Source organism: Nonomuraea sp. NPDC050394, assembly GCF_044459065.1.
Lineage (GTDB): Bacteria > Actinomycetota > Actinomycetes > Streptosporangiales > Streptosporangiaceae > Nonomuraea.
Genome location: NZ_JBITIO010000002.1, coordinates 150157 through 176995, shown reverse-complemented (window position 1 = coordinate 176995; position 26839 = coordinate 150157). Strand labels below are relative to the sequence as shown.

26 protein-coding genes are annotated in these 26839 nt (G+C 72.0%); 16 read left to right on the top strand and 10 right to left on the bottom strand.

All coding sequences use genetic code 11. The features are described from left to right. Position 1: 1 nt before the first annotated feature. The 5 genes from ACIBKY_RS09025 to ACIBKY_RS09005 all read left to right on the top strand — a co-directional run bounded on the left by ACIBKY_RS09025 (position 2) and on the right by ACIBKY_RS09005 (position 5938). Positions 2-1756 carry a peptidoglycan-binding protein gene (locus ACIBKY_RS09025; protein WP_397095712.1) on the top strand — a complete coding sequence of 585 codons (1755 nt, stop codon included), beginning with the start codon at positions 2-4 and terminating at the stop codon, positions 1754-1756. Beyond that, positions 1749-2426 (top strand): ABC transporter ATP-binding protein, encoded by a 678-nt coding sequence (locus ACIBKY_RS09020; protein WP_397095710.1) that lies wholly within the window; start codon positions 1749-1751, stop codon positions 2424-2426. Before ACIBKY_RS09025 ends, ACIBKY_RS09020 begins: the two co-directional genes overlap by 8 nt. Continuing rightward, positions 2413-3591: an ABC transporter permease gene (locus ACIBKY_RS09015; RefSeq protein ID WP_397095709.1), complete on the top strand. Its 1179-nt coding sequence runs from the start codon at positions 2413-2415 to the stop codon at positions 3589-3591. Before ACIBKY_RS09020 ends, ACIBKY_RS09015 begins: the two co-directional genes overlap by 14 nt. A 44-nt stretch (positions 3592-3635) precedes the next feature. Then, positions 3636-4454 carry a GNAT family N-acetyltransferase gene (locus tag ACIBKY_RS09010; protein ID WP_397095707.1) on the top strand — a complete coding sequence of 273 codons (819 nt, stop codon included), beginning with the start codon at positions 3636-3638 and terminating at the stop codon, positions 4452-4454. A gap of 74 nt (positions 4455-4528) precedes the next feature. Further along, on the top strand, positions 4529-5938 hold the full coding sequence (locus ACIBKY_RS09005) for an amino acid permease (RefSeq protein WP_397095705.1): 1410 nt from the start codon (positions 4529-4531) through the stop codon (positions 5936-5938). A gap of 13 nt (positions 5939-5951) precedes the next feature. Here the strand turns inward: ACIBKY_RS09005 and ACIBKY_RS09000 are convergent, their stop codons facing one another. From ACIBKY_RS09000 to ACIBKY_RS08985, 4 genes are all read right to left on the bottom strand, one after another. Continuing rightward, positions 5952-6242 (bottom strand): DUF1330 domain-containing protein, encoded by a 291-nt coding sequence (locus ACIBKY_RS09000; protein ID WP_397095704.1) that lies wholly within the window; start codon positions 6240-6242, stop codon positions 5952-5954. Between the two features lie 33 nt (positions 6243-6275). After that, on the bottom strand, positions 6276-6644 hold the full coding sequence (locus ACIBKY_RS08995; protein WP_397095703.1) for a nuclear transport factor 2 family protein: 369 nt from the start codon (positions 6642-6644) through the stop codon (positions 6276-6278). A gap of 102 nt (positions 6645-6746) precedes the next feature. After that, entirely contained in the window at positions 6747-7433 is a 687-nt protein-coding gene (locus tag ACIBKY_RS08990; RefSeq protein WP_397095702.1) for a hypothetical protein, read from the bottom strand. Positions 7434-7649: 216 nt separating this feature from the next. Beyond that, on the bottom strand, positions 7650-8759 hold the full coding sequence (locus ACIBKY_RS08985; protein WP_397095700.1) for an MFS transporter: 1110 nt from the start codon (positions 8757-8759) through the stop codon (positions 7650-7652). A gap of 126 nt (positions 8760-8885) precedes the next feature. On the opposite strand from ACIBKY_RS08985, the gene ACIBKY_RS08980 reads away from it, so the two are divergent. Next, positions 8886-9335, top strand: a complete 450-nt coding sequence (locus tag ACIBKY_RS08980; RefSeq protein ID WP_397095698.1) for an iron chaperone — start codon at positions 8886-8888, stop codon at positions 9333-9335. Positions 9336-9392: 57 nt separating this feature from the next. Here the strand turns inward: ACIBKY_RS08980 and ACIBKY_RS08975 are convergent, their stop codons facing one another. Further along, entirely contained in the window at positions 9393-10328 is a 936-nt protein-coding gene (locus ACIBKY_RS08975) for a Gfo/Idh/MocA family protein (RefSeq protein WP_397095696.1), read from the bottom strand. Positions 10329-10377: 49 nt separating this feature from the next. Then, positions 10378-10584 (bottom strand): hypothetical protein, encoded by a 207-nt coding sequence (locus tag ACIBKY_RS08970; protein ID WP_397095695.1) that lies wholly within the window; start codon positions 10582-10584, stop codon positions 10378-10380. A 99-nt stretch (positions 10585-10683) separates the two neighbouring features. On the opposite strand from ACIBKY_RS08970, the gene ACIBKY_RS08965 reads away from it, so the two are divergent. From ACIBKY_RS08965 to ACIBKY_RS08955, 3 genes are all read left to right on the top strand, one after another. Further along, the gene (locus ACIBKY_RS08965; protein WP_397095694.1) at positions 10684-11640 is read left to right on the top strand and encodes a helix-turn-helix transcriptional regulator; all 957 of its coding nucleotides are present in this window, start codon (positions 10684-10686) and stop codon (positions 11638-11640) included. A 263-nt stretch (positions 11641-11903) separates the two neighbouring features. Next, positions 11904-14864, top strand: a complete 2961-nt coding sequence (locus ACIBKY_RS08960; protein ID WP_397095693.1) for an AAA family ATPase — start codon at positions 11904-11906, stop codon at positions 14862-14864. 92 nt (positions 14865-14956) lie between these two features. Then, positions 14957-15517, top strand: coding sequence for a dihydrofolate reductase family protein (locus ACIBKY_RS08955; protein WP_397095691.1), 561 nt, complete (start codon positions 14957-14959; stop codon positions 15515-15517). Here the strand turns inward: ACIBKY_RS08955 and ACIBKY_RS08950 are convergent. Then, complete coding sequence (locus ACIBKY_RS08950) at positions 15510-16274, bottom strand: SDR family NAD(P)-dependent oxidoreductase (RefSeq protein ID WP_397095690.1); 765 nt, start codon at positions 16272-16274, stop codon at positions 15510-15512. The genes ACIBKY_RS08955 and ACIBKY_RS08950 overlap by 8 nt on opposite strands. Before the next feature lie 11 nt (positions 16275-16285). Continuing rightward, a complete protein-coding gene (locus ACIBKY_RS08945) occupies positions 16286-17368 on the bottom strand; it encodes an alanine racemase (RefSeq protein WP_397095688.1) in 1083 nt (360 codons plus the stop codon). A gap of 185 nt (positions 17369-17553) precedes the next feature. Between ACIBKY_RS08945 and ACIBKY_RS08940 the strand changes: the two genes are divergently transcribed. Genes ACIBKY_RS08940 through ACIBKY_RS08930 form a run of 3 tightly spaced genes read left to right on the top strand, consistent with a single transcriptional unit; the run spans position 17554 to position 20381 of the window. After that, positions 17554-18387: a fumarylacetoacetate hydrolase family protein gene (locus ACIBKY_RS08940; RefSeq protein ID WP_397095687.1), complete on the top strand. Its 834-nt coding sequence runs from the start codon at positions 17554-17556 to the stop codon at positions 18385-18387. Continuing rightward, positions 18384-19319, top strand: coding sequence for a zinc-binding dehydrogenase (locus ACIBKY_RS08935; RefSeq protein WP_397095685.1), 936 nt, complete (start codon positions 18384-18386; stop codon positions 19317-19319). The genes ACIBKY_RS08940 and ACIBKY_RS08935 overlap by 4 nt, the downstream gene beginning before the upstream one ends. A gap of 12 nt (positions 19320-19331) precedes the next feature. Then, complete coding sequence (locus ACIBKY_RS08930; RefSeq protein ID WP_397095684.1) at positions 19332-20381, top strand: amidohydrolase family protein; 1050 nt, start codon at positions 19332-19334, stop codon at positions 20379-20381. A gap of 38 nt (positions 20382-20419) precedes the next feature. Here the strand turns inward: ACIBKY_RS08930 and ACIBKY_RS08925 are convergent, their stop codons facing one another. Further along, the gene (locus ACIBKY_RS08925; protein WP_397095683.1) at positions 20420-21370 is read right to left on the bottom strand and encodes an endo alpha-1,4 polygalactosaminidase; all 951 of its coding nucleotides are present in this window, start codon (positions 21368-21370) and stop codon (positions 20420-20422) included. A gap of 214 nt (positions 21371-21584) precedes the next feature. Here ACIBKY_RS08925 and ACIBKY_RS08920 point away from each other — a divergent pair, with 214 nt between their 5' ends. From ACIBKY_RS08920 to ACIBKY_RS08905, 4 genes are read left to right on the top strand one after another with little or no spacing between them, the layout of a single operon-like run. After that, positions 21585-22877 carry an alpha-glucosidase/alpha-galactosidase gene (locus tag ACIBKY_RS08920; RefSeq protein ID WP_397095681.1) on the top strand — a complete coding sequence of 431 codons (1293 nt, stop codon included), beginning with the start codon at positions 21585-21587 and terminating at the stop codon, positions 22875-22877. Continuing rightward, positions 22874-24160 carry an ABC transporter substrate-binding protein gene (locus ACIBKY_RS08915; protein ID WP_397095679.1) on the top strand — a complete coding sequence of 429 codons (1287 nt, stop codon included), beginning with the start codon at positions 22874-22876 and terminating at the stop codon, positions 24158-24160. The genes ACIBKY_RS08920 and ACIBKY_RS08915 overlap by 4 nt, the downstream gene beginning before the upstream one ends. Further along, positions 24157-25083: a carbohydrate ABC transporter permease gene (locus ACIBKY_RS08910; RefSeq protein ID WP_397095678.1), complete on the top strand. Its 927-nt coding sequence runs from the start codon at positions 24157-24159 to the stop codon at positions 25081-25083. Before ACIBKY_RS08915 ends, ACIBKY_RS08910 begins: the two co-directional genes overlap by 4 nt. Then, positions 25080-25892: a carbohydrate ABC transporter permease gene (locus ACIBKY_RS08905; RefSeq protein WP_379627200.1), complete on the top strand. Its 813-nt coding sequence runs from the start codon at positions 25080-25082 to the stop codon at positions 25890-25892. Before ACIBKY_RS08910 ends, ACIBKY_RS08905 begins: the two co-directional genes overlap by 4 nt. Here ACIBKY_RS08905 and ACIBKY_RS08900 read toward each other — a convergent pair. Next, positions 25882-26763: an SMP-30/gluconolactonase/LRE family protein gene (locus tag ACIBKY_RS08900; RefSeq protein ID WP_397095676.1), complete on the bottom strand. Its 882-nt coding sequence runs from the start codon at positions 26761-26763 to the stop codon at positions 25882-25884. The genes ACIBKY_RS08905 and ACIBKY_RS08900 overlap by 11 nt on opposite strands. Positions 26764-26839 lie beyond the last annotated feature (76 nt).

Sequence of the window (26839 nt, the reverse complement as noted above, 5' to 3'; positions counted from 1 at the left end):
CGTGCGCAGATCCAGAGTGCTCGCCCTGGTCGTGGCGGGGGTGCTGGTGATCGCCGCGGCCGGCTGGGTCGTCGGCTCCCGGCTGCGGTCCCCGGCCGAGGAGGCCGCCTCGCGCCGCCCGCCCAAACCCTCCCTGGTCACCTCGGCGGTCGAGCGCCGCAAGCTCACGAGCACGGTGACGGTCAGCGGCACGCTGACGTACGGCTCGCCGCTGCCGATCACCCTGGCCGGGATGGTCGGCGGGAACAGCGGGGGCGCCGGGGCCGGGCCGGGCGGCGGGGCGAACGGCGCCGCCCAGCGCGTCACCACGGCGCCCAAACCCGGCCCGATCCGCGCGGGCCAGACGCTGATGCAGGTCAACGGCCGCCCGGTGTTCGCGCTGCAGGGCAAGAAGCCGATGTACCGCCCGCTCGTGCCGGGCACCGAGGGCGACGACGTCAAACAGCTCCAGCGCGCGCTGCGGGTCCGGGCCAGCGGTGTCTTCGACGCGGCCACCGTGGCGGCGGTGAAGCGCTGGTACGCCAAACGCGGCTACAAGGCGCAGGAACCCGACCTGGAAGCGCGCAAGAGCCTGCAGCAGCTACGCCAGGCCGTTCAGACCGCGCAGGAGACCCTGGCCGCCGACCGCAAGGCGCTGGACGAGGGCCTGGACGTGCGGCCGCTGCGGCTGCGCCACGACAACGCCCGCCGCGACCTGACCTCGGCGCGGAAGGCGCTGGCCGAGGCGCCGGAGGTCACGCCGGAGCAGGAGACCCAGCTGGCCGCGCTGCGCCGTGCCGTACGCGCTGCCGAGGAGCAGGTGCTCGCGGCCGAGCAGGCGCTGACCGAGGCCAGGAAGCCGGCGCCCACGTCGACCGCGACACCGGCGCCCACCCCCAGCGCGGTGGACACGAGCCTGCTGGAGATGAAGCTGGACAACGCCCGGCAGGACCTCGACGAGGCCCACCGGGCGGTGTCCGCCTATGAGGAGCAGGTACGCGCCGACCGGGACAAGCGGCTGGAGGAACTGCGCAAGGCGGTGCGCACGGCGAAGGAGGCCGAGGCCACCGCCGGCCAGGCGCTGAAGCGGGCCAGGAAGGTCTCGCCGCTGCGGACGAAGGTCACCCACAGCGTCGCGAACCTGGCCGACGCCCAGACCTTGCTGGCCGAGTTCCGCAAGACCTACGGGGTCAGCGTCCCGGCCGGCGAGATCGTCTTCCTGCCGAAGCTGCCCGCCCGCATCGACAAGGCCGAGGTCAAGCCGGGCGACACCATCGAGGGCAAGGTCGCGACCGTGACCAGCTCGGCCTTCGCGGTCACCGGGTCGGTCGAGGCCAAGGAGGCCAAGCTGCTGCGCCCGGGCCAGGAGGCCACGATGGAGACCATGGACGGGACGCAGCTGCCCGCCACCCTGAGCGCCGTGGGGGAGGACGCCAAGGCGGGAGCGGACAAGCCGAAGGGCGAGGAACAGGAGTCCGGTTCGGTGCCCGTCCTGCTCACGCCCGGCTCGGGCAAGAAGCTCAAGTCGCTGGTCGGCTCGCCCATGACCGTGCGGATCTCGGTCGGCTCGACCGAGGGCGAGGTGCTGGCCGTTCCCGTGGCCGCCGTCATCACCTCCGCCGACGGCCGGCCGCGGGTCAGGGTCGCCCTGGACGGCGACCGTACCCGCGAGGTCGAGGTGCGCACGGGCCTGACCGCCGACGGCGTGGTGAAGGTGACGCCGGTGCGCGCGGGCGAGCTGAAAGAGGGCGACCGGGTCGTGGTGAGCGATGCTTGAGCCCGTCATCGAGCTGGCGGGCGTCTGCCGGGACTTCCCGTCCGACCCGCCGGTACGCGCGCTGGCCGACGTGGACCTGCGCGTCGAGCAGGGCGACTACATGGCCATCGTCGGGCCGTCCGGCTCCGGCAAGTCCACCCTGCTCAACATCCTCGGCCTGCTCGACCGGCCGACCTCCGGCACGTACCGGCTGGACGGGGTCGAGACCACGGCGCTGCGCGACGGCGGGCGGACCCGGCTGCGGGGCACCCGCATCGGTTTCGTCTTCCAGTCCTTCCACCTGCTGTCCCACCGGACGGTCGTGGAGAACGTGATGCTCGCCGAGGTGTACGGCCCGCACCCGCGCGCCGGCCGCCGGGCCCGGGCGGAACAGGCGCTGGAGCAGGTGGGCATGAGCCATCGCATCCGCTTCCTGCCCGACCGCCTGTCGGGCGGCGAGCGCCAGCGCGTGGCCATCGCCCGCGCCCTGATGGCCAGGCCCGCCCTGCTGCTGTGCGACGAGCCGACCGGCAACCTCGACAGCCGCAACACCGAGGCCATCCTCGACCTGTTCGACGGCCTGCGCGCCGACGGGCTGACCATCCTGGTGATCACGCACGAGGACGGGGTGAGCGCACGGGCCAAACGCCGGGTCCGTATCGCGGACGGGGTGCTCAGTGAAGCTCCGTGACCTGTGGGCCGAGTCCATGGCGGGGATGCTCGCCCGTCCGGTTCGCTCGGCCCTGACCACCCTCGGCACCGTCCTGGGCATCGGCACGCTGGTGGTCACCCTGGGCATCGCCGCCACAGCGGGCAACCAGATCGTCGGCCGGTTCGACGAACTGCTGGCCACCAGCGTCACCGTCGAGGTGCCCCGCGGTGGCCACAACCCCATCGTGACCTGGGACGCGGCCAAGGAGCTTCGCCTCCTGCGCGGCGTGACCTCGGCGACGGCGCTGGCGCAGAGCGACAAGAGCTCCAACCTCGTCGTGACCGCCAACAACCTGCTCGACCCCACCCGGGTGTCCGGGCAGACCCTCGCGGTGGTCGCGGCCACCCCCGACCTGCCGCAGACCACGCTCGGCCGGATGCTGGCCGGACGCTACTACGACGCCGGCCACGTCACCCGCCGCGACCGGGTCGTCGTCCTGGGGGAGCAGGCCGCCGCCATGCTCGGCATCACCAGCCTGGAACACGCGCCCGCCGTGTTCATCAAGGACCGCGCCTACACCGTCATCGGCATCATCGGCGGCCTGCGCCGCGAGCAGATCCTGGCCAGCGCGATCCTCGTCCCGCCCACGCTGGGCCCCGACATCGGGCTCAAGGACGTCACCCGCGTCCTGGTCGCCACCCAGCTGGGCGCCGCCGAGCTCATCGCCCGCCAGGCGCCGCTCGCGCTGAGCCCCAACCGCAGCGCCGAACTGCAGGTGATCGCGCCACCGAGCCCCAAACGGGCGCGCGACGGCGCCCAGGACGACGTCAACGGCCTCTTCCTCATCCTCGGCCTGGTCTCCCTGGTCGTCGGCGCGGTGGGCATCGCCAACGTCACGCTGGTCACCGTCATGGAGCGGGTCGCCGAGATCGGCCTGCGCCGCGCCCTGGGAGCGGCCCGCCGCCACATCGCCGCCCAGTTCCTGATGGAGTCCAGCCTGATCGGCCTGACCGGCGGGGTGATCGGGGCCAGCGTGGGCATGGTGACCGTCGTCGCGGTGGCCGCCGTGCGCCAGTGGACCCCGGTACTCGACGTACGGCTGGCGCTGGCCGCACCCGTGGCCGGCGCGCTGGTGGGGTTGGTGGCGGGCCTGTATCCGGCGCTGCGCGCGGCCCGCATGGAACCGGCCGACGCGCTGCGGTGAAAAGCCTTTGAGACACCGCCGGCGCGCTGGCTAACCTGCCGTCCGTGACCTCACTGGCCCGGCACCGCCTGACCCCCGCCGAAACCGGCCCCGCGCTGCGCGCGCTGTCGGAATGGACGCCGGCCGACGCCCCGGCCGGCGGCCTCCATCCCGGAGACGTGGGGTGGTACCTGCGCTTCGACGACGCCGCCGTCTATCTCTGGACCGACGACGCGGCGCCGGTTGCGGCCGGTTTTCTCGACGGCCCCGTGCTGCGCGTGACCGCCGCGCCCGGCGCCGATCTCGGCGCGCTCGCGGCCGGCGCCGAGGAACTGCTCGAGCCCGGCAACGACTGGTCCGACGGCCTGCCGGTGCCCGGCTGGGAACGCGAGGGCGAGCCCTGGCTCGTCCTGTCGTGGACCCCTCGGCCGGTGCGGAGCCGGGCCGAGCCGGTCGGCGCGGCCGACGCGGCCGACCGGGCGCTGGTGCAGCGCTCCGCCTTCAGCGGGTCCACGTTCGCCGTCGAGAAATGGCACACGATGAAGCGCTCGCCGGCGGGCGGCCTGGCCGTGGAGACGATCGTGCGCACGCCCGCGGGAGAGCCGGCGGCCGCGGCGACCGGATGGTTCGCCGGAGCGGGCAGGTGCGGTCTGCTCGAACCGGTCGGCACCGTCCCCGGCCATCGCGGTCACGGCTATGGGCGCGATGCCGTGCTGGGCACGTGCGCGGCCCTCGTCCACCGGGGCGCGAGCGCGGTCGCCGTCCTGACACCGTCGTCGAACCACGCCGCGGCGGCGCTCTACCGATCGGCCGGATTCACGGTCCTGCGCGAGAACCGCGACTGGGTCCGCCCCGGCCGGGACTCCGCAGACGTCCCTGTCTGATTCTTCGCGAAAACGGGTACGTTTCTAGCCATCCCCCTCGCCGGTGACAGCGTCGTGACCAGGGAGGCGAGACGATGGCTTCGTTCGGAGGCGGCTCGGGAGTGTTCCGGCGCAAGCCGGTGGAGCAGATCGCCAGCGAGCACGAAGGGGAACTGACACGGGTGCTCGGCCTGTGGCAGCTCACCGCGATCGGCATCGGCGGCATCATCGGCGCGGGGATCTTCGCCCTCGCCGGCGCGGTCGCCAACCAGACCGCCGGGCCCGCCGTGCTCATCTCCTTCCTCATCGCCGGTGTGGCCAGCGCGGCCGCGGCGTTCTCCTACGCGGAGTTCGCCGGGCTCATCCCGAAAGCGGGCTCCGCCTACACCTACGGCTACGCCGTCCTGGGCGAACTGGCCGGGTGGTTGATCGGCTGGGACCTGCTGCTGGAGTACACCGCGATCGTCGCGGTCGTGGGGATCGGCATCTCCGGCTACTTCGGGTTCCTGGTCGGCAACCTCGGCCTCGATCTGCCCGCATGGATGCTGGGCGCGCCGGGCACCGGGCCCGGCCGGGTCGTCGACCTGTTCGCGGTGGTGCTGTGCCTGCTCATCGCGTTCCTGCTGAACCTCGGGATCAGGGCGGCCGCACGGTTCGAGACCTTCGTCGTCGTGCTGAAGGTCGCCGTCGTGCTGATGGTGATCGTGGTCGGCTTCTTCTTCATCAACCCGGCCAACTACACCCCGTTCTTCCCGTTCGGCGTGACCGGCGCGATCACCGGCGCGGCGACCGTCTTCTTCGCCGTCTTCGGCTACGACGCGATGAGCACGGCCGCCGAGGAGTCCAAGGACGCCCAGCGCCACATGCCCAAGGCGATCATCTACTCGCTGGCCATCTCGATGGTGCTCTACGTCCTGGCCACGCTGGTCCTGACCGGCATGCAGAACTACCGGGACATCGACCCCGAGAGCGGCTTCTCCTCGGCCTTCGCCGCGGTCGGGCTGTCCAAGCTCGCGGGCGTCATCGCGGTCGGAGCGATCATCGGCATCCTCACCGTCATGTTCACCTTCATGCTCGGCGTCACCCGCGTGTGGTTCGCGATGAGCCGTGACGGGCTGCTGCCACGCTGGTTCGCCAAGGTTCACCCGGTGCGCCGGGTGCCGAGCCGTATCACCTGGATCGTCGGCGTGGTCTCCGCGCTCATCGCCGGGTTCCTGCCGATCCGCGAGGCGGCCGAGCTGACCAACATCGGCATCCTGCTGGCCTTCGTCGTGGTGTGCGTGGCCGTCATCGTCCTGCGCTACCGGCAGCCGGACCTGCCGCGTACCTTCCGGACACCGGGCATGCCGGTGGTCCCGGCGATCGGCGTCATCTTCTCGGTGTGGCTGATCACCTTCCTGAGCCCGGCGACCTGGCTGCGCTTCGCGATCTGGTTCGCGATCGGCCTGGTCATCTACGCCGCCTACAGCTACCGTCACTCGGCGCTGAACCGCCCGCGGGAGTGACGGCACCGCGGGTTCAGACGCCTTCGACGAGGATCACCTCGCCCTTCAGGTGGTCCGTGCGGAGGTGGAGGATCTCCTGGTAGGCGGCCGAGTCGTAGAAGTCGCGGGCGTGCTTCATGGACGGGAACTCCACGAGGACCACGTCGCCCGGCCACTCGCCCTCCCGGACGTCGACCTCGCCGCCGCGCACGATGAACCGGCCGGAGAAGGGGTCCAGGGTGGACTGGACCCGGTCCTTGTACTCCAGGACGTCGGGGTGGATCTCTTCGGGCTTGCGCAGGTGGGCGAGCAGGTAAGCGGCCATGATTCCTCCAGGTTCAGGGATGGGATGCGGGACTCAGGCTCCGGCCGGAACCTTGTCGAGAAAGCCGAGCACCCGGGCGATCCGGCCGTCCTCGCCGATGACGGCGACGTCGAAACCGATGGCCGGCGGCTCGGCGCCCTCCGGGCCAAGGTGCCAGGTGAAGCGGGCGATGTCGTGGTGGGCGTCCACGGCCCCGGCGAGGCTGAACACCAGCCCGCCGAACTGGCTCTGCACGGCGGCGATCGTCGCGTCGAGACCGTCGCGGCCGCGGACCGACACCAGCGGGTCGGTGTACACGGCGTCGTCGGCGAAGACCTCCGCCAGCTCCGCCCGGCGGGCCTCGGCGTCGGTCTGGTTCCAGGTGGCGAGGTAGCGCTCGACCAGCTCGTTGATGTCGCTCATGTGCTTTCCCCTCGGAGATCGTCCGTTCGTCTTGACCCCGACGTTAGACAAACGCCGGGCACGGCGAATCTGTCGTCCTTAGGTACTTTGCCCGGTAGCCGCTCAGCCGGCTCCGTGCTCGCGCAGTTCGCCCAGCCGTTCCCCGGCGAACGAGCGGATCTCCTCGTCCTCGGCCCCGGCCGCGTGCTCCAGGAGGCTCATGTCGTCAGGGCCGGACAGGCTGGTGGCGGCCGCCGCGGCGAACAGCCTGGTCACCGGATCGCCCGCCGCCAGCCGGGTGACGATGCCGGAGGTGTCGGGCTCCTCGTCCTCCTGCAGGACCAGCCATTCGGTCAGGTCCCTGAGCCGGCCGGGGGACAGGCACGCCGCACCGGCCTCGAGCTGCTCGACGGAGGCCTCGGTCAGGAATTCGAGTACCTTCCAGCGGATGGCGCTCTCCGGGTCCTGGCTCAGGGCGATGACCTGGGCGATGACGGGGCCGTGGCGTTCGCCGGCGTTCTCCAGGACGACGGCTGTCGCGTAGTAGCGGACGGTGCTGTTGCGGTGGGAGAGCAGGGCCGGGATCTCGTCCAGCATCGGGGCGGCGAGCTCTGCCAGCTCCGCCAGCAACCAGGCGCCCGTCCCGGCGACGGCCTCGTCGTCGCTGCGCAGAAGCCTGCCGAGGTTCTCGACCGGGTATCCCGCGTGCAGCTCGCCGAGCAGGTCGCCGGCCGCCGGGCCCACGACGTCGTCGTCGGCCGGGTGCGTGCGGATCAGCTCGATCAGGGCGTCGCCTGTGCGTGATTCCATCGCTCCCTTTCGTGCCGCCCCGGGCGGCGGCCGCACGCCCGTGCGCGTTCGGGCTCCGCGATGGATTCGCCCGTACGGCATGCCGCCCTGACGGATTCCGTCGCGGCGTGGTGGTCGAGTCGTGATCCGGGAGGCTCCGCGGCGATCTCCCCTCCTGTCATGCCCAAGCACGATATCGCTACTTATCCCGATATTGAGGTAGCCCGCGTAGGAGATCTATCGCGCCACGCGGAGGTACAGCGCGAGCGGGACGACGGCGGCCGAGGAGACGGCGATGGCCGACAGGGCGGCGGGCAGTCCGACGTGCTCGGCCAGGAAGCCGATCAACGGCGGCCCGCCGAGCATGCCCGCGTGGCCGATGCTGGAGGCCAGGCTCACGCCCGCCGGTCCGCCGAGCGCCCCCGCCTGGGCGATGGCCAGCGGGAAGACGTTGGCCAGCCCGCATCCCACCACCACGAACCCGGCGAACGCCACCGCCACCGAACCCGTCCACGACGCGGCCAGGCCGCCGCACACCGCCAGCACGGCGCCGGTCACGAGCACGGTGCTCTGCCCGAACCGCGCCACCAGGCGGCTGCCCGCCAGCCGGGTGATCGCGATCGCCACCGAGTAGGCCGAGAAGCCGTACGCGGCCAGGCCGGCCTCGGCGCGCAGGTCGTCGCGCAGGTGCAGCACGCTCCAGTCGGCCACCGCGCCCTCGCCGAACGCCGCGCACACCGCCAGGACTCCACACAGCGCCACGGCCAGGCCGAACGTCCGCGGTCCGCCCTGGGCGGGGGTGCTCGCGGCGGCGAGGAGCGTACCTCGCAGGAGCGGCCCGGCCAGGACGGCCGTGCTGAGGAGGACGAAGGCGGACACCAGCAGGAAGTGCTGCGTAGTGGTCAGCGAGCCCAGGAGAAGGCCGCCGAGCAGCGCCCCGGCCAGGCCGCCCGCGCTCCACAGCCCGTGCAGCACCGACATGACCGGCCGGCGGGTGGCCCGCTCGACCTCGACGGCCGCGCTGTTCAGGCCGATGTTGAGGGTGCCGTAACACAGCCCGGTCACGGCGAGCGTCAGGCACAGCGCCACCATCGTGTCCGCGAGCGAGATCACCGGCAGGGCCAGGCTGAGCAGGGTGATGGCGGCGAGGATGACGCGGCGCGTGCCGTAGCGCAGGCAGAGCCGTCCGCTCACGGTCATGGCGAGGCCGGTGCCGATCGCCATGCACATGAGCGCCACGCCGAGACCGCCGGTGGAGACGCCGAGGTGGTCCTTGACCGAGGGGATGCGAACCACCCATGTGGCGAAAACAACGCCATCCAGGAGGAAGAACAGCGAGAGGGGCATAGCTGGCAAACTAACAGGACGGTATCCAGAAAGAAAAGGCGTGAGGCCGCATCGTCTCCGCATAGCGGATGTATCAACCCGCTCAGGCACCTTTGTCTTACGGCGACAACGACGAAGGAGCACACGATGAGCAGCACCACCACCACCGCGTACGAGGGGTTCACGGCCGAGGAGCGCGCCGCGATGAAGGCCCACGCCAAGGAGCTGAAGACGACGGCCCGCCGCAGCGAGGCCGACAGGGCCGCCGAGGCGGTGCGGGACGTGCTCGCCAAGATCGCCGAGATGAACGACGCGGACCGCGTCCTGGCCGAGCGCGTCCACGCCATCGTCACCGCCTGCGCCCCGGCCCTCGCCCCGAAGCTCTGGTACGGCATGCCCGCCTACGCGCTCAACGGCAAGCTCGTCTGCCACTTCCAGCCCGCGGAGAAGTTCAAGGGACGCTACGCGACGATCGGCTTCAGCGACCCGGCGAAGCTGGACGACGGTGCGATGTGGCCGGTCTCCTACGCCCTGACCGAGGTCACCCCCGAGGTGGAGGCCCGCATCGGCGCACTGGTGAAGCAGGCCGTGAGCTGACCCGCCCCTGGAGCCCGGGTGCGCGCCAGGCCTCGACGGACCGGCCGTCCCGCTCCCTCACGGATTGACCCGCCTGTCGATGTCGAGGGTGAGCCGGAGGGCGTCCAGCACCGTCTCCGGGCCGATCTCGTTGGCCGCCTCCCCGCGCAGGACCGCCAGCACGTGGCCGATCATCGCCGCGTACTGGTCGGCGGGCGGCAGTTCCACCTCCCGCACTCCGTCGGGGGTGTAGGCGGTCAGGGTGCCGGTGGGCCTGCCGTCGAATCCCATGGTCCCCACGGATTCCAGGACGCCGCGCTCGAAGGTGGCGGTGTATCCGCCGCGCGCGCCCCACGGCATCGGCATGAGCGCCGAGACCGAGTCCCGGACGGTCGCGCCGTCGAAGGTCATCGTGACGTCGACCGCGGCGTGGTCGTCGTCGCGGGCGACCGTGGTGACGTGCGTCCGGGCGGGCAGGCCGAGCGCTTGGGTGACGATGTCCATGTCGCTGTGCATGGCCTCCAGAGGCAGCGCCTTCAGCCCCAGGGAGGCGCCCGGCCACAACGGCGCGGTCAGGTTCCACAGGCTGAGCTGCTCCAGCCGCCCGTAGGCGCCGTCGCGCACCGCGTCCAGCAGCGCCCTGTTGGCCGGGATGAACCGCTCGAACATGTCCACGAACACGTGCCGGTCACTGCGTCCGGCCGCCTCGGCCACCGCCCGCGCGTCGGCCATCGTGGCGGCCAGGGGCAGCTCGACCAGGGCGTGCTTGCGCGCTTCCAGCGCCCGCAACACCAAGGAGGCGTGCAACCGGAGCGGCAGGCAGATGTCCACCAGATCGGCGTCATCCTCGAAGGCCCGCTCCAGGTCGGTGGAGGCGGCGAAGCCGTACCGGCTCGCGACCTCGGCGGTCTTGCCGGGATCGCGGCCGAACATCGTCACCTCGACGTCGCCGCGCGCGGCGTAGACGGCGGCGTGCGCCTGCCCGAATCCGGTGCCCAGCAGGGCGATCTTCATATGTCTCCCTTCGGAGGCGCGGCCGGGTCCGCCCCGGCCACGAGGGTGGTCACCGGGCGGGCGCGGAGAAGACGCCGAACAGGTTGCCCGACGGGTCGAGCGAGCGGGTGCGGACCAGCCCGTCGGGGTTGGCGTCCGGCCCGCCGGCGGTGTCGTCGGCGGCGAACCGCCAGCCGAACGCCCGGCCGTAGAACTCCTCGGTCGCCGCGGCGTCACCGGTGCCGATCTCGAACCAGACGACGTTCCCCGGATCCATGAAACCCACGCTGTTCCCCCTCTTCCCTTGCCGTGACATCTCCGACAGTAGGCTGTCAATAGGTCAGCGAATGTCCTAGTGGTACGGCAGGCTGGAACCATGCGTGACCCATCCGGACGGCTGCTCCAGCTGCTGTCACTGCTGCAGACCCCGCGCGAGTGGTCCGGCACCGAGCTGGCCGATCGGCTCGGCGTCACCCCGCGCACCATCCGCCGCGACATCGACCGGCTGCGTGAGCTCGGCTACCCCGTCCACGCCACCCAGGGCAACACCGGCGGCTACCGGATGGGATCCGGCACCGCCATGCCGCCCCTCCTGCTCGACGACGAGGAAGCCGTCGCCATCGCTCTGGGCCTGCGCACCGTCGCCGCCGCCCCCATCAGCGGCATCGCCGACACCGTCCTGCGCGCCCTGGCCAAGGTCGAACAGGTCCTCCCCGCACGGCTACGCACCAAGGTCAGCGCCCTGGCCGAAGCCGCCACCACCCTGCCCGCCGCCGGGCCCGAGATCGGCCCCGGCCTGCTCGCCGACCTGGCCGCCGCCTGCGTCGCCCACGAGAAGATCCGCTTCCTGTACGGCAGGGCGGACGGCTCGACCGGACGCCGCCTGGCCGAGCCGCACCAGCTCGTCGCCGCGGGCCGCCGCTGGTACCTGGTCGCCTACGACCTCGACCGCGACGCGTGGCGCACCTTCCGCCTTGACCGGCTCAGCCAACTGCACCAGACCGGCCTGCGCGGCCCCGCCCGCCGCCTGCCCGGCGACGTCGACGCCGCCGAATGGGTCATGAACACCCTCGCCGGCCGGCCCGGCAAGACCCGCGCCCGCCTGCTCATCCACGCCCCCATCGACCGGGCCGCCGCCGCGATCCCCGCCTGGCAGGGCGCCCTGGAGCCCGTCGACGCCCATAGCTGCCGGTTGACCACGGGCGCCGACGCGCCCGAGTACCTCGCCTGCCGCATCGCCACGCTGCCCCTCGACTACAGCCTGCTCGACCCGCCCGGCCTCGCCCCGCTCCTGCGCGCCGTCGGCGAACGCGCCATCCGGGGCAGCGCGTGACGCACCGGAACCACGTGTCCAGGAGGCGGCCGCCACCTCGTTACCCAGGCTGGAGCAGCTCCGCCGCCTCGGGCAGCCGGTCTTCGTCGGCGAGCGCCTCCGCCTGGCCGGCCCGCTCCCGCGCCCAGTCGTACGAGCCGGCCATACGCGCCCCTCGACAACGGCGCTCCCGGCGCGAAGCCAGCCGGGCATATGCCCGCCCCTCGCGCCTGCCTACGCTCTTGCGCGCGTCCCGCGACGCGGGCGAAAACTAGACTTCTCCCATGATGGTGGGACGTTCCGCCGAACGCTCCCGGCTGGTCCGCCTTGTCGCCGACGCGAAGGCCGGCCGGAGCCGGTCGCTGGTCGTGCGCGGCGAGGCGGGCATCGGCAAGACCGCCCTGCTGGAGTACGCGGCGGGCGTCGCCGACGGCATGCGGATCCTGCGGGTGGTCGGGATCGAGTCCGAGGCCGAGATCCCGTTCGCGGCTCTGCAGCTGATGCTGGCCCGCGACGTCGAGCGCTTCGACACGCTGCCGGCGCCGCACGCGCAGGCGCTGCGGGCGGCGTTCGGGACGGGCCCGGCTTCCGGCGACCGGCTCATGGTCGGCGCCGCCACGCTGACACTGCTGTCGGAGCTGGCCGGCGAAAGCCCGCTGCTGTGCCTGTTCGACGACGTGCAGTGGTTCGACCGGTCCTCCGTGGACGCGCTGCTGTTCGCGATCCGGCGGCTCCACACCGACCCGGTGGGAGCGGTCTTCGCGGTGCGCGAGGGCGAGCGGCCCTTCCCCGCCTCGGGCATCGACGACATCAGGCTGCCGCGGCTCGGCGCGCGCGACGCCGCCGACCTGCTGGCCACCGTCGGCCCGCTGCCGCAGCCGGTCGCCGACCGGGTACTCGTGGAGTCGGGCGGCAACCCGCTGGCGATCGTGGAGCTGGCCAGGTCCGGCACCGGCACCCTGCCGTCACCCGTCGCGCCCCTGGCCGCGGCCGGCCGGCTGGAAGAGCACTACCGCCTGCAGATGCGCACACTGCCCTCGCGCACGCGGCTGGCCCTGCTGCTCGTGGCCGCCGGCCACGGCTGCGAGCTGTGGTCGTTCCTGGCCGCGGCGGAGCGGCTCGGGGTGCACGCGGACGACCTGGAGCCCGCCGAGCACATGGGGCTCGTGCGGGTGACCTCCGACGCGGTGGAGTTCCGGCATCCGCTGATCCGGGCCGCGGCCTACCAGGAGGCGTCGTTCGCGCGGCGGCTCGCCGCGCACCGGGCGCTCGCCGACGTCCTGTCCGATCCGCGCGACGCCGACCGGCGCGCCTGGCACGCCGCGACCGCCGCGGGCGGGACCGACGACGGGGTGGCCGACGAGCTGGAACGGGCCGCGGAGCGTGCCCTCGCCCGAGGCGCGCCCGCGGCCGCGTCCCGGGCGCTGGAACGGGCCGTGCAGCTGAGCGGCGACGCCGCCGTCCAGGCCCGCCGCCTGGTCGCGGCGGCGCGCGCGGCCTACGACGCCGGTCTGCTGGACCACGCGTCCACCTTGGCGGCAGCGGTCACCGCGATGACCGGTCCGGCTGTGGCGGGCGCCGAAGCGGACGGACGACCTGCCGAAGCGTCCGGACAGCCCGCCGCCGGCGGCGGGCTGTCCGACAAGGCCGCCGAAGAGGGGGCGACGCCCCCAAGTGCGGTCAAGGGTGGCGCGACGGCCGCGAGTGCGGTCAAGGGCGGGGCAACGGCCGCGAGTGCGGTCAAGGGCGGCGCGACGTCCCCAAGTGTGGTCGAGGGCGCCGCCACGGCCGCGAGTGTGGTCGAGGGTGGGGCGACGGCCGCGAGTGTGGCGTGGATTCGGGCTGAGGCGGCGTGGATCAGGGCGCAGGTCGCCTATGAACGGGACTCGCCCGCGCGGGCCTGCGCACTCGCCCTCGACGCCGCCACCCCCGTGCTCACCGCCGATCCGGTCCGCGCGATCTCCGTGCTGACCGAGGCGGTGTGGTGCGCCCGCGACGCCGCCGACGAAGGGCTCCTCGCCCGGTGCGGCGAGCAGTTGGGGCGTGTGCGCGGCGGCCCGCCCGAGGTCGCCCGCGCGCTGGGCGGCTTCGTCGGCCTGCTGAGCGGCCGGACCGAGGAGGCGGTGCCGCCGATGCGCGACCTGCTCCTCGCGGCCCGCGACGGCGCCATGGACGCCACCCTCGAAGGGCTCACCGCCGGCTTCCTGGGCATCCTGATCGGCGCCGACGACCTCGCCCTGAAGGTGCTCGACCGGCAGGTCGCCACGATGCGCGCCCAGGGCGCCGTGGGCTGGCTGCCGTACGTCCAGGAACCGCTCGCGCTCGCCCAGCTCGTCACCGGCGGGTTGCGCGACGCGGAGGCGAACGTCGAGGAAGCCATCTCCCTGGCCGCCGAACTGGGCCAGGATTTCCAGGTGATCGTGCTCACGGCGATCTCGTCCTGGCTCGCCGCCGTCCGTGGCGAGGTGAACACCGCCGGGCAGCGGGCGGAACTGGTGCTCAAGCACGCCGGCCGCCACGGCATGGCCGCGGCCCAGGCCCGATGGGGGCTGGCGCTGATCGACCTCATGGCCGGCGATCCCCACGCCGCCCTCGACCGGCTCGACGAGGTGTGCGCGGGCCCGCCCGGCAGGGACGTGACCGTCCGCGCCATCCCCGACCACGTCGAGGCGGGGGTACGCGCCGGCGACCAGGACCGGGCACGCCACCACCTGCCGCGGCTCGAGAGCTGGGCCGGGCACACCGCGAGCCCCGCGGCCGAAGCGCTCCTGCTGCGCTGCGCCGCGCTCCTCGACGAGAGCCGGGAGGCGTGGCGGCGCTTCGAGGCGTCGCTGGCCGTCGACGGTTGCGGCCCCTACGACCGTGCCCGCACCCAGCTGGCCTACGGCGAATGGCTGCGCCGCCACCGCCGTCCTACCTCGGCGCGGACCCTGCTGTCGCAGGCGCTGGCGACGTTCGACCAGATCGGCGCCCGCGGCTGGCACGCCCGCGTCCGGACCGAGCTCGTCGCGCTCGGCGGCCCCATCCCGTCCGGGGACGGGGACGGGGACGGGGACACCGCGGCCGCCGGCCGGCTCACCGCCCAGGAACTGCAGGTCGTCCGGCGCGCCGCCCTCGGCCTGAGCAACCGCGAGATCGCCGCCCAGCTGTTCCTCAGCCCGCGCACCGTGGGCCACCACCTGTACAAGGCCTATCCGAAGCTCGGCGTCAGCAGGCGAGCCGAGCTGGGCCGGCTCGACCTGTAGGCAGGCCGCCGGTTCAGCGCCAGTAGTTCGACCGATGCGGTTGGCCGGACCCGGCACCTAGCGTTCCTGGGGTAACCGTCGAAAGGCCGGCCATGGGAAAGCTCATCGTGCACAACATGATCACCGTCAACGGCGTGTTCGACTCGCCCGCCCCTGACACCTGGCTGGAGCCGGACAACGACAGCGGTGACGCCTCGCTCGAACAACTCCTGCTGGCCGACGCGCTGGTGCTCGGCCGCAAGACCTACGAGGGCCTGGCCGCCGTCTGGCCCCACCTCGGCGGCGACCCCGCCCTCGGCCGCTACGCCAAGCGCATCAACGGCATGCCCAAGTACGTCGCCTCCCGGACCCGGCCCGGCCCGCTGGAGTGGAACGCCACCCTGATCAAGGGCGAGCTCGACGAGGCCGTGCCCGAGCTGAAGGACACCCACGGCGGCAACCTGGTCGTCTCCGGCTGCGGCGAGCTCGCGCACACGCTGGCCAGGCGCGGCTTCGTCGACGAGTTCTGGTTCTGGGTCAACCCCTACCTCTGGTCGCCGGGCCCGCGCGTCTTCGACGGCGTCGGCCCGATCCGGCTCCAGCTCGTGGCCGCGACGCCGTACCGGTCGGGCGTGTTGTGGCTGCGCTACCGTCCGGCGGGCCCGCTCACATGATCGCCAGCTGGCCGCCGTCGATGACGAGCTCGGTGCCGTGGATGAATGCGGCGTCGTCGGAGGCCAGGAAGGCGTACGCGGCGGCGACCTCCTCGGCCAGCCCCGCCCGGCCGAGCGGGATGTGGTCGCGGGCGTAGGCGGAGACGAAGTCGCCGGCCAGGCCGGAGGAGATGGCGGAGTTCAGCGGCGTCTGGATGTAGCCGGGGCACAGCGCGTTGACCCGGATGCCGTGTTTGCCGAGCTCCACCGCCATCGTCCTGGTCAGCAGGAGCACTCCGCCCTTGGAGGCGTTGTAGTGCGCGTAGTCGGCCTCGCCGCCCAGGCCGTTGGTGGAGGACATGTTCAGGATCACCCCGCCGGAACCGCGCTCCACCATGTGCTGGGCGACCGCCTGGGCGACCAGGAACATGCCGCGCAGGTTCACCGAGATGATCCGGTCCCAGTGCCCCGGGGTGATCTCCAGGAACGGCTCGCGCCAGGCCGTACCGGCGTTGTTGACCAGGACGTCGATCCCGCCCAGCGCCGCGACGGCGCCGTCGACCAGGCGGGCCACGTCGGCCTCCGCGCTGATGTCGCCGGCCAGCCCGCTCACCTCGCCGAGCGCCGCGAGCCCGGTCACCGCGGCGTCGACCTCGGCCTCGTCGAGGCCGCCGAGCACGACCCTGGCGCCCTCTTCGAGAAACCTGCGGGCGGTGGCGGCGCCGATGCCGCTGCTGCCCCCGCTGATCAGCACCCGCTTGCCGGCCAGGCCGCGCATGCTGCCTCCTTTCAGCGCACGGCCCCGCGGGCGGCGACGCGCAGTTCGGTGATGACTTCCCCGTCCTCGACGCCGTAGGCGATGTCGAAGAGGTTGACGACAGAGCAAGCATGGCTGGGAATCAGCCCCATCCGCGAACCGACCGGCAGCTCACGGTGGTGGCCGGGCTCCAGAAGGGCCACGCCGTGCTCCTCGTTCAAGAACTCCATCCTCAGGTACGGCAGGCCGACGGCGCGGATCCAGCCCGGTGTGCCGTACCCGTCGGAGGTGAGGCACTTGGTGCCCGCGTCGCACACGACCCGCTCGGGCGCCGGCCGGCCGATCACCGTGGTGAGGATCCTGGCCGCGGTGTTCTCCTCGGCGGCGACGCCGAGGCGCATCATGGCGGTGTCGTTGAAGATGTAGGTGCCCGGCCGGATCTCGGTCACGCCGGCGACCCCGGCCACGTGGCGGGCGGTGGGGGTCGAGCCGACGCTGATCTCGCGCAGCGCGATGCCGTCGCGGGCGCACATCTCGGCGGTCGCCACCAGGTCCTCGCCTTCGCGGCGGGCGGTCTCGGCGAGCTCGGCAGGGGTGCGGCAGTGGTAGGCGTGCCCGGCGAGGGTGAGCAGGCCGGTGACCTCCACGCCGGGGACCGCGGCGATCTCGGCGACCAGGTCGGCGGTGGGCCGGCCCGGTGGCCGGCCCAGCCGGTGCTGGCCGGTGTCGACCTCGACCAGCACCTCCACCGGCGGCCCGCCGAGGCGGCCGAGCTCGGCGGCGACCTCGGGGGAGTCGAGGCTGACGCGCACTCTGGCCCGCTCGCGCAGCGCGGCGAGGCGGCGCAGCTTGGGCCGGCCCCAGATCGGAAACGCGAGCAGAATGTCGTCGATGCCGGCCTGCGCCATCACCTCGGCCTCGCCGAGCTTGGCGCAGGTGATGCCGCTCGCCCCGGCCTCGAGCTGCATCCTGGCCAGCTCGGGCATCTTGTGGGTCTTGACGTGCGGCCGGAGACGGACGCCGTTCGCGGAGGCCACCTTCGCCATCTCGCTCACGTTGGCCCTGACCACGTCGAGGTCGATGACCAGGGCAGGGGTGTCGATTTCTGGATACATCTATGGATCACGCCCCCTCAGGTCGATACCCGTCGAACGTAACACAGTCATTCCGTCAGGCGCATTAGCTTTCCGCCATACAGAATGCTGGACAGTTCCAGGCAACTCTTGACAGGCGCCCCCTCCACTGCTGTCCTTTTCGCGAAGCCGGAATGGCATTCTGCATCATGGAATGGAGCGCTCGCATGAGAGTCGGCACGGTCCGGGTCGGACAGACCCGCATGGCCGCGGAGGAACGCGACGGACGCTGGTACGCCCTCGACGTGCCCCCGGGCACCCCGCTGGAGGCCGTGCTGGCCGGCGGGCTGGCCGGCGGGCTGGGCACGGTGCGGACCGCCGGGCCGCTCGACGCCGCGGTGCCCGTCCGGCCCCTGCGGCCGGGCAAGATCGTGGCGATCGGGCTCAACTACCTCGACCACATCCGCGAGGCCGGGATGGACAAGCCGCAGCGGCCGCTGATGTTCGCCAAGTTCCCCTCCAGCGTGATCGGGCCGGGCGAGCCCATCGTCATCGACACCGGGCTGACCGGGCGCGTGGACTGGGAGGTCGAGCTGGCCGCGGTCATCGGCACGCCGCTCAGGAACGTGAGCGGGGACGAGGCCCTGGCGGGCGTGGCCGGTTATACCGTGGCCAACGACGTCTCCGCCCGTGACCTGCAGTTCGCCGACGGCCAGTGGACCCGTGGCAAGAGCCTCGACACCTTCTGCCCGCTCGGCCCGGTCATCGTGACGCCCGACGAGCTTGGCGACCCGCAGGCGCTGAAGCTGTGGACCCGCGTCAACGGCGAGACCGTCCAGGACTCCAGCACCGCCGAGATGCTCTTCGGGGTGGCCGAGCTGCTCGCCTTCTGCTCGCGCGCCTTCACCCTCGAACCCGGCGACGTCGTGCTGACCGGCACCCCCTGGGGCTGCGGCGAGTTCATGAACCCGCGGCGCTCCCTGCGCCCCGGCGACACCGTCGAGACCGGCGTCGAGGGCATCGGCGTCCTGGTCAACCCCGTCACGGAAGGCGCGCGATGAAGGCCCTGGTGTTCACCGGACCCGGCGCCATGGAGGTCCGCGACGTGCCGGAACCCGAGGTCGGCGCCGGTGAGGAGCTGGTGCACGTGGTGACCTCCGGCATCTGCGGCAGCGAGCTGCACGGGGTCAGGACCCCCGGGTTCCGGGTGCCGCCGCTGGTGATGGGGCACGAGTTCGCCGGCCGTACCGGCGACGGCAGGGCGGTCGTGGTGAACCCGATCCTGTCGTGCGGCGCCTGCGACCTGTGCGCGCTCGGGCTGCGGAACGTGTGCAGGAAGCGGGAGATCGTCGGGGTGCACCGGCCCGGCGGCTTCGCCGAGCGGGTCGCGGTCCCCTCGGTCACGCTGACCGAGCTGCCCGAAGGGCTCGGCTGGACGGCGGCCGCGATCGTGGAGCCCGCGGCCAACGCGGTGCACGCCTGGTCGCTGGCCGGCGCGCCCGCCGGCGCCCGGGTGGGCGTGATCGGCGCCGGTGCCATCGGCCTGGCCTGCCTGCTGGTCGCGGTCTCCGGCGGCGCGGCGCGGATCGAGGTCGCCGACCGCTCCGCGCACCGCCGGGAGATCGCCGGCCGGCTCGGCGCCGGCGCGGCCGTGACGGAGCTGGCCGGAGAGTACGACGTGATCTTCGATGCGGTGGGCGCCGCCGGCACCCACGAGCAGTCGCTGGCCCGGCTGCGTCCCGGAGGCACCGCCGTCTGGCTGGGCCTGGCCGACCCGACCGCCGGATTCGACGCCGCCGCGCTGGTACGCGGGGAGAAGCAGGTGGTCGGCTCCTTCGCCTACCGCGACGCCGACTTCGCCGCCGCCGTCGGCCTGGTCGCCGGCTGGGACCTCGGCTGGGTGGCCACCTACCCGATCGGCGAGGGCGCGGAGATCTTCACCACGCTGATGAACGGGCGCACCACCCCCGTCAAAGCCCTGCTGACCTTCTGAATCGAGGCGTCCATGTCCGTGCGTACACCTCTGTCCGACTACCGCCCGATCTCGCAGCTCAGGGTCCCCGTCCACCTCGTGGAGCGGGCCCGGCTGCCCGTCGTGGACGCCCACACCCACCTCGGCCGCTGGCTCAGCGAGGACGGCGACTGGATGGTCAAGGACGTGCCCGCGCTGCTGGCCGAGATGGACACGCTCAACGTGCGCGCCATGGTCAACCTCGACGGCCGCTGGGGCGCGGAGCTGGCCGCCAATCTCGAACGCTACGACGCCGCCCACCCCGGCAGGTTCGCCACCTTCTGCCACGTCGACTGGTCGCGGACCGCAGAGCCCGGCTTCGGCGAGCGCCTGGCCGCGCAGCTGCGCGCCTCGGTCGCCGAGGGCGCCGCGGGGCTGAAGGTCTGGAAGGACGTCGGCCTGCGCGTGCGCGACCACCGCGGCGAGCTGGTCATGCTCGACGACGTACGGCTCGGCCCGCTGTGGGCCGCGGCGGGGGAGCTGGGCATCCCGATCGCCCTGCACACCGCCGACCCGGTGGCGTTCTTCGAGCCGGTCGACGAGCGCAACGAACGGCTCGAACAGCTCGCCGCCCACCCCGGCTGGGTGTTCTCCGGCCCGGAGTTCCCGCCGTTCGAGCGGCTGATCGAGGCCATGGAGACCATGATCGGCATGCATCCGGCCACCACCGTGATCGGCGTGCACGCCGGATGCTGGCCGGAGAACCTGGCCTGGGTCGGCGCAATGCTCGACGAGCACCCCAACTTCCACATCGACATCGCCGCGCGGATCGCCGAGCTGGGCCGGGCGCCGCGGGCGGCGCGCGAGCTGATCATGCGCCATCCGGGCCGCGTGTTGTTCGGCACCGACGACCTCCCGCCGGACCCGGAGACCTACCGGATCCACTTCCGCTTCCTGGAGACCGCCGACGAGGCGTTCGCCCACTCCACCGAGGACCCTCCGCTGATGGGCCGGTGGACCATCAGCGGACTGGACCTGCCCGATGACGTGCTGGGCAAGGTCTACGCCGGCAACGTCCGCGCGCTCGTGCCGAGGCTGGCGTGAACGGGCGGCCCCGCCCCCGGCGGGACCGCCCCGGTCCCTCACCTACACGGCTTGTACGGCTTGTCGTAGAGCGAGTAGTCGTTCGCCTTCTTGATGGAGTTGAACTTCAGCGTGGCGGCCTTGGGGCAGAAGCCGCCCGGCGCGGTCTTGTACTCCACCTGGAAGACCGGCTTGCCCGCCTTGACGAAGGCGGACAGGACATCGCACTCCTTCCACTGGAAGCACTCCTCGTTGACCGCGTAGTCGAAGTGGGAGACCAGCTCCTCCACCTGGCTGAGGTCGTTCTTCAGCGCCACGGACAGGCCCTTCCTGTGGGCCATGGCGGCCAGCGCCTTGTTGTAGGTCAGCTGGGTCTGCGCGCTGATGTTCCAGCCGGTGACCTTCTGGCCCTCCTCGTGCGCGTGGACGACGTCGAACTCGACCCCGTCGAACCCGGCCCTGACACACTTGTCGACGCGGGCCTCCATCATCTTCAGCAGGAAGTCCCGCTGGCCCTTGTCGTTGTTGATGTTGGCCCAGCGCTCGTTCGGGAACTCGTCGCTGAACGGCTTGCCCAGCAGCGACCCGCCGTGGCTGTCGTGCCACTCGACGAAGGCCGGGTAGTCGGGACGGAAGTCCTCGATCGAGCCCGCGTCGATGTAGCAGATGGCCTTGGCGCCCTTGTCGTGGATGGCGTCGACGCCCGCGGTGTTGAGCGTGGTGTTGTTGCCCGCCACCTCGGCGTCGACGTACAGGTCGATGTCGAAGACGCTCGGCCGTACGCAGGCGCCGCCGGACTGCGGCACCTCGCAGATGCCGACGTTGATGCCGCCGGTGGCGGCATGGGCCTTGCTGCCCTGGAGCTGGTACTGCCAGCGGCTCTGCACCGGCGGCCGCCAGATCGCCGCGCCGCCCGACGCCTCGGCCGTCGCACCGGCGGTGAAGGCCAGTGCCGGCACGAACGCCAGCGCCGCGGCCAGGGCCAGGCGGGATATGCGATGGATCAACACACCAACCCTCCATTCCGTATTGTGGAATCATGTTCCGCAGATAAGGAAACAGAGGAAGATCGGAGGTTGTCAACCTTCTCTCGATGTCGAGAATTCCGAGCTGGTGATCATTCCACAGTATGGAATTCTGGTCTGTATTACGGATAGCTGGTTATACTGCCGCACGTAGCGGAGACCCACGCCCGCTTCGTGCTCTGTGGAGGGAAAGTGGCCCATGGCACGCATCGTGTTCGTCGGCGCGGGCAGCGTCGAATTCACCAAGAACGTTCTCTCTGACATTCTGACATTTCCGGAACTGGGGGATTCCACCACCCTCGTCCTGCACGACATCGACGCGGAACGGCTGGCCACCGCGGAGGCCATGGCCGCCTGGATGGTCGCCAAGCTGGGCCTGGGCGCCAAGGTCGAGGCCCACCTCGACCGGCGCAGGGCCGTCGAGGGCGCCGACTACGTGATCAACGAGATCGCGGTCGGCGGGTACGCCGCCACGCGCACCGACTTCGAGATCCCGCGCCGCTACGGCCTGCGCCAGACGATCGCCGACACCCTCGGCATCGGCGGCATCTTCCGCGCGCTGCGCACGATCCCCGTCATGGTGGGGCTGGGCCACGACCTGGCCGAACTGGCGCCGGACGCGCTCCTGCTCAACTACACCAACCCGATGGCGATGATCCCGCGCGCGGTCTACCAGGGCACGCCGTTCACGAACGTGGTGGGTCTCTGCCACTCGGTCCGCGACACCCAGGCCCGCCTGGCCTCGCTGGTCGGCGTGCCGGAGGAGGAGGTCTCCTTCGTCACGGCCGGGGCCAACCACCAGGCGTTCGTCCTGAGGTTCGAGCATCAGGGGCGCGACCTCTACCCGGCGCTCGACGAGGTCATCGCCGCCGACCCCGAACTGCGCAGGACCGTCCGGGTGGAGATGTACCGCCGCTTCGGCCACTTCCCGACCGAGTCCAGCGAGCACGGCTCGGAGTACCTGCCGTGGTTCCTCCATCACGACGACCAGGTCGCGCACTTCCGCATCCCCGTGGAGATCTACCTGCGCTGGTCGGAGGAGAACCTCGACACCTACGAGGAGACCAGGCGGCGGCTGGCCGCGGGGGAGGGCGTGGACATCGAGCCCGCGATGGAGCTCGCCTCCGAGGTCATCCACTCCATCGAGACCGGCACGCCCCGGGTCATCCACGGCAACGTGCGCAACGACGGGCTGATCGCCAACCTGCCCGCCGGCGCCTGCGTCGAGGTTCCGTGCCTGGTGGACCGGGCCGGGGTGCGCCCGACCAGGGTCGGCGCGCTGCCGCCGCAGCTCGCCGCCCTGAACACCACGTTCCTCAACGTGGGCGAGCTGACCGTGCTGGCCGCGCTCGAAGGGCGCCGCGAGCACGTCTACCACGCGGCCATGCTCGACCCCAACGCCGCGGCGACCCTCACGCTCCGGCAGATCCACGACCTCGTGGACGAGATGATCGCCGCCCACGGCGACCTGATGCCGGAGGGTGTGCGATGAGGCGGGCCCTGGCCGCCGCCGCCGTCCTCGCGCTGGCCGTGACCGGCTGCGGGGCGGGCGGGAAGGAACCGGCGGCGAACGGCCCCGTGGAGATCACCATCTGGCACGGCCAGGAGGACGCCTCCGCCAAGTCGATCGAGAAGCTGGTCGCCGAGTTCAACCGGAGCCACCCGGACATCAAGGTCGACACCGAGTCCGGGGGAGCCACCGCGGACGGCATGCTGCCCAAGATCACCGCCGCGCTCACCTCCGACGCCTACCCCGACATCGCCTACCTCTACGGCTCCTGGGCGCCCAACATCGCCAGGAATCCCAAGACGGCCGACCTCACCGAGTTCGTCAAGGACCCGGCCGTCAAGTGGCAGGACTTCTGGGCCAGCGAACGCGAGGCCGTCACCGTCAACGGCAAGGTCATCGGCTTCCCCGCGGTCGTCGACAACATGGTGGTCCTCTACAACAAGAAGGTCCTGGCCGGGGCGGGGCTCAAGCCGCCCGGACCGGACTGGACCTGGGACGACTTCCGCGCGATGGCCAAGCGGTCCACCGACGCCAAGGCCGGCGTCTTCGGCGCCACCTGGCCGATCAGCGGTGGCGAGGAGGCGGTCTGGGGTCTGTGGCCGATGGTCTGGCAGGCGGGTGGCGACATCCTCACGCCCGACCACAAGAAGGCCGTCTTCAACTCCGCCCAGGGACAGCAGGCCCTCGACCGGCTGCGCGCCATGGCCGTCGACGACAAGTCGCTCTACCTCGACTCCAGCCCGGCCGAGAAGGGGCAGAAGCTGTTCGAGTCCGGACGGCTGGCCATGTTCATGTCCGGGCCGTGGGTGCTGCCCGACCTGCAGGCGGCCAAGGTCGACTACGGCGTCTCTCCGCTGCCCGGCACGAACGGCAACCACGAGACCATCTCCGGGCCGGACAACTGGGTGGTCTTCCGGCACGACGAGCCCCGGGTGAAGGCGGCGGCGACGTTCCTGGCCTGGCTGACCGCGGCCGAGCGGCAGCTCGTGTGGATGAGCGACACGGGGTCGCTGCCCATCCGAGAGTCGATCACCAAGCTGCCCGGTTACCAGGACTATCTCAAGAAATACCCGGGCATCGACGTGATCTCGGCCAACCTGGCCAACGCCAAGCGGGTCCGGCCGCCGACCACGCGGTACCCGCGGGTGTCGGCGTTCGTCGCCGAGGGCATCGCCCAGGCCCTGCTCGGCAAGAGCGACGCCAAGACGGCCCTGGACGAGGCGGCCAGGAAGGCCGACGCGGCGCTGGCCGTACCGGGATCATGAGCGCGACCGCCCTCGGCGCCACCGCCAGCCAGCACCGGCGGCAGAAGGACCGCAGGAAGCTCGGCGAGAACGTCGCCGGGTGGTCCTTCGCCGGACCGGCGACCCTGGTCATCCTGGGGTTCTCGCTGATCCCCATGGCCTGGGCGCTGGCGCTGTCGTTCACCGACTCCGACCTGATGTCGCCGGGCCGCAACGTCGGGCTGGACAACTACCGGGCGCTGCTGGCCGACCCGGTGTTCTTCCAGGCGCTGCGCAACACCGGGCTGCTCCTGGTGCTGTACATCCCGTCCTCGCTCATCGCCGGGCTGCTCGTGGCGGTGCTGCTGAACAGGAAGGTACGCGGCATCGGGTTCTACCGGACCTGCTTCCTGGTGCCCTACGTCGTGTCGGCCACCGCGACGGGCCTGCTCATGGGCTTCGTCTTCGACCGCGACTTCGGACTGGTGAACGGGCTGCTGGCCAAGCTCGGGCTGCCGCTGCAGGGCCTGCTCAGCAGCCCCTCGCAGGCGATGCTCGTGCTCACGGCGATCTTCTTCTGGACCCGCTTCGGATTCGCCGTGGTGATCTACCTGGCGGCCATCCAGGAGATCAGCAAGGAGGTGCTGGACGCCGCCGCGATCGACGGCGCCGGCGCCTGGGCCAGGTTCCGTCACATCATCGTGCCGTCGGTGCGGCCGATGACGATCTTCCTCACGGTGTGGGGCGTGATCGACGCGCTGCAGTTCTTCGACCTGGTCATGACCACGACGAAGGGCGGCCCCGCCAACGCGACCGTGACCATCGTCTACTACGTGTGGCAGCTCGCCTTCAGCTTCTCCACCGCCGGGTACGGCGCGGCCGTCGCCTACGCCCTGTTCGCCGGAACCCTGGTGCTGATCGTCGCCGGCCTGCTGCTCGCGCGGCGCAAGGGGGTGACGACATGAGGCGCTGGTCCGGCAGGTGGCATCTGCTCCTGGTGCCGATGTCGGCGGTGGTCGTCCTGCCGTTCGTGTGGCTGCTGCTCAGCTCGGTCATGACGCAGGCCGAGCTGAACAGGTTCCCCCCGGCGATCTGGCCGGAGAGCATCGACCTGGGCGGCTACCGCACGGTCGTGGAGCGCTCGAACTTCCTGCGCTGGTTCGTCAACAGCATCATCGTCTCGGGCGCGATCGTGGTGGCCCAGGTGGTGCTGTGCAGCATGGCCGGCTACGCGTTCGCCAGGATCAGGTTCGCCGGCTCCAAGCTGGTGCTGATCCTGGTCATCGCCACCGCGCTGATCCCGTTCCAGCTCACGGTCATCCCGACCTTCCTGATCTTCAACAAGGCCGGGCTGACCGACACGCTGGGCGCGCTGATCGTTCCGCAGCTCGCCTCGGCCGTGGGCATCTTCCTGATGACCTCCTTCTTCCAGTCCTTCCCGAAGGAACTGGAGGAGGCGGCGCGCATCGACGGCTGCTCACGGGTGGCGACGTTCTACCGGGTGGTGCTGCCGGTGGCCAGGCCAGCCCTGGCCGCGCTGGCGGTCATCACGTTCATCACCGCGTGGAACGACCTGTTCTGGCCGCTGGTGGCGATCAACTCGGAGGACAACTACACGGTCCAGGTGGGCCTGACGACCTTCCAGGGCCAGCACCGCGCCGACTGGCCGGCCATCATGGCGGGCACCGTGCTGACCACGCTGCCGGTGCTCGCGGTGTTCCTGTTCGGCCAGCGCCGGTTCGTCCAGGCGCTGACCGGCGCGGTCAAGGGCTGAGGTCGCGGTAGGGGTTGGCGGGGAGACCCGTGTAGGGAGTACGGCAGCGCCACAGCTCCCCGCCCGCCCTGCCGTCCCAGGCCGTGGTGATGTACAGCTCGCCGAGGCCGGGGCCGCCGAAGGCGCAGCTCGTCACGTTGGCGGCGGGCACCTCCACGACCAGGTCGAGCTGCCCGCCGGGCCGCAGGCGCAGGACCGCGCCGCCCTCCCACAGGGCGACCCACACATGCCCGGTGGCGTCGACCGTGATCCCGTCGGGGAAGCCGCGCGGGATCTCGGCGAACACCCGGCGGCCGGCCAGCCGCCCGCCGGCCGGGTCGTAGTCGAAGACGTCCACCCGGCCCGTCGGGGTGTCCACGTAGTAGAGCAGCCGCTCGTCCGGGCTCCAGGCGATGCCGTTGGAGATCGAGACCCCTTCCAGCACCCGCTCGCAGCGGCCGTCGGGGTCGAGCCGGTAGAGAGCGCCCGCGCCCGGCGTGTCGTCCTCGGCCTTGGTCCCGGCGAAGAACCGCCCGGCGCGGTCGCAGGCGCCGTCGTTCATCCGGTTGCCCGGCCGCTCGCCGGCCGTGACCGCCGCGACCACCTCCAGCCCGCGCCCGTCGCGGACCCCGCGCTCGTCGCGCGGCCCGCCCCCGTCCCGCAGTACGGCGAAGCCGTCCCTCACGGCCAAGGCCAGCCCGCCGCCGGTCCTGGGCACCGCCACGCCCACCGGCCGGCCGACCTCGGTCACCTCGTGCGAGCCGTCGGCCGGATCGAGCCGGTGCACGAGCCCGGCCGGGATGTCGACCCACAGGAGCGTGCCCGTGTGCCCGTCCCAGCGCGGTCCCTCACCCAGGCTCGCCCGCGGCACGGGGACGACCTCCGGCTCCATGGTTCCTCCTTCTTTCCGCTATACAGAATCAAATTCCACGTCCAGCTCACACCATCATCCCGGAATCGGGCTGTCA

Bases quoted from the DNA above. Each gene is read 5' to 3' on its own strand.
- ACIBKY_RS08995 (WP_397095703.1), bottom strand. From the start codon at position 6,644: ATGAGCGACATCAACGAGCTGGTCGAGCGCTACCTCGCCACCTGGAAC.
- ACIBKY_RS08985 (WP_397095700.1), bottom strand. From the start codon at position 8,759: ATGCCCCTCTCGCTGTTCTTCCTCCTGGATGGCGTTGTTTTCGCCACA.
- ACIBKY_RS08950 (WP_397095690.1), bottom strand. From the start codon at position 16,274: ATGCGCGGCCTGGCCGGCAAGCGGGTGCTGATCAGCGGGGGCAGCAGC.
- ACIBKY_RS08930 (WP_397095684.1), top strand. From the start codon at position 19,332: ATGTCCGTGCGTACACCTCTGTCCGACTACCGCCCGATCTCGCAGCTC.
- ACIBKY_RS08975 (WP_397095696.1), bottom strand. From the start codon at position 10,328: ATGAAGATCGCCCTGCTGGGCACCGGATTCGGGCAGGCGCACGCCGCC.
- ACIBKY_RS08910 (WP_397095678.1), top strand. From the start codon at position 24,157: ATGAGCGCGACCGCCCTCGGCGCCACCGCCAGCCAGCACCGGCGGCAG.
- ACIBKY_RS08945 (WP_397095688.1), bottom strand. From the start codon at position 17,368: ATGTATCCAGAAATCGACACCCCTGCCCTGGTCATCGACCTCGACGTG.
- ACIBKY_RS08905 (WP_379627200.1), top strand. From the start codon at position 25,080: ATGAGGCGCTGGTCCGGCAGGTGGCATCTGCTCCTGGTGCCGATGTCG.
- ACIBKY_RS09020 (WP_397095710.1), top strand. From the start codon at position 1,749: ATGCTTGAGCCCGTCATCGAGCTGGCGGGCGTCTGCCGGGACTTCCCG.
- ACIBKY_RS08990 (WP_397095702.1), bottom strand. From the start codon at position 7,433: ATGGAATCACGCACAGGCGACGCCCTGATCGAGCTGATCCGCACGCAC.
- ACIBKY_RS08920 (WP_397095681.1), top strand. From the start codon at position 21,585: ATGGCACGCATCGTGTTCGTCGGCGCGGGCAGCGTCGAATTCACCAAG.
- ACIBKY_RS08915 (WP_397095679.1), top strand. From the start codon at position 22,874: ATGAGGCGGGCCCTGGCCGCCGCCGCCGTCCTCGCGCTGGCCGTGACC.
- ACIBKY_RS08940 (WP_397095687.1), top strand. From the start codon at position 17,554: ATGAGAGTCGGCACGGTCCGGGTCGGACAGACCCGCATGGCCGCGGAG.
- ACIBKY_RS08935 (WP_397095685.1), top strand. From the start codon at position 18,384: ATGAAGGCCCTGGTGTTCACCGGACCCGGCGCCATGGAGGTCCGCGAC.
- ACIBKY_RS08965 (WP_397095694.1), top strand. From the start codon at position 10,684: ATGCGTGACCCATCCGGACGGCTGCTCCAGCTGCTGTCACTGCTGCAG.
- ACIBKY_RS09005 (WP_397095705.1), top strand. From the start codon at position 4,529: ATGGCTTCGTTCGGAGGCGGCTCGGGAGTGTTCCGGCGCAAGCCGGTG.
- ACIBKY_RS08900 (WP_397095676.1), bottom strand. From the start codon at position 26,763: ATGGAGCCGGAGGTCGTCCCCGTGCCGCGGGCGAGCCTGGGTGAGGGA.
- ACIBKY_RS09000 (WP_397095704.1), bottom strand. From the start codon at position 6,242: ATGGCCGCTTACCTGCTCGCCCACCTGCGCAAGCCCGAAGAGATCCAC.
- ACIBKY_RS08960 (WP_397095693.1), top strand. From the start codon at position 11,904: ATGATGGTGGGACGTTCCGCCGAACGCTCCCGGCTGGTCCGCCTTGTC.
- ACIBKY_RS08970 (WP_397095695.1), bottom strand. From the start codon at position 10,584: ATGGATCCGGGGAACGTCGTCTGGTTCGAGATCGGCACCGGTGACGCC.
- ACIBKY_RS08980 (WP_397095698.1), top strand. From the start codon at position 8,886: ATGAGCAGCACCACCACCACCGCGTACGAGGGGTTCACGGCCGAGGAG.
- ACIBKY_RS08955 (WP_397095691.1), top strand. From the start codon at position 14,957: ATGGGAAAGCTCATCGTGCACAACATGATCACCGTCAACGGCGTGTTC.